The sequence below is a fragment of the Vibrio sp. 1249-1 genome (assembly GCF_033340495.1).
Genome location: NZ_JAWOWJ010000433.1, coordinates 1 through 759, shown reverse-complemented (window position 1 = coordinate 759; position 759 = coordinate 1). Strand labels below are relative to the sequence as shown.

Annotated in this window: 1 protein-coding gene; it reads right to left on the bottom strand. The window is 46.8% G+C overall.

The window, feature by feature from the left end:
* On the bottom strand, window positions 1-683 hold a 683-nt coding region (locus R7Z50_RS26835; RefSeq protein WP_132937424.1), incomplete at its 3' end, for a flagellin.
* Between the last annotated feature and the right edge of the window lie 76 nt (window positions 684-759).

Below are 759 nucleotides of genomic sequence, written 5' to 3'. Positions count from 1 at the left end.
CCGTTAATGTAAGTCGCAAGCTCTTCGATATCGTCACCCGCTTTTGCGCTGATGTTGATTTCTTGCTCTTGGCCGTAGCTGTCCGTTAGGTTGATTTTTAGGTCGTTCTTACCTTCAGCAACGTTCCAGTCTTTACCTTTACCACTTTCAGCTTGGTAGCTCACACCGCCCATCATTTTGTTGTCTGAGCGCATGTCTTTTAGCTCAAGCATCACTGCTTCACCGTTATCCGCACCGATTTGGAACGATTTCGCACCGTGTGTGCCGTTTAGTAGCTTGTTACCACCGAAAGAAGTGGTTTCTGCGATACGGTTTAGTTCGTCGTTTAGCGCGGTCACTTCTTCTTGAATCGCCACACGTTCTGCTTTCGAGTTTGAACCGTTTGCTGATTGTAGAGACAAATCACGCATACGTTGAAGAATGTTAGTGGTCTCGTTCATTGCACCTTCAGCAGTTTGTGCAATCGAGATACCGTCGTTCGCGTTGCGAACCGCTACATCCAAACCACGGCTTTGTACGTTCAAACGGTTCGAGATTTGTAGACCCGCAGCGTCATCTTTTGCGCTGTTGATTTTGAAACCCGAAGACAAACGCTCCATAGAAGTTTGTTGAGCTGAGTTTGCGTTGTTTAGGTAACGCTGAGCGGTCATCGCTGATACGTTAGTGTTTACATTCACTGCCATGGTGATTTCTCCAATTGATTTTCCGGTGTAGCGGTTTCCGACGTCTCGGAAAACCAAGTAGTTCTCTCAAAGTTAC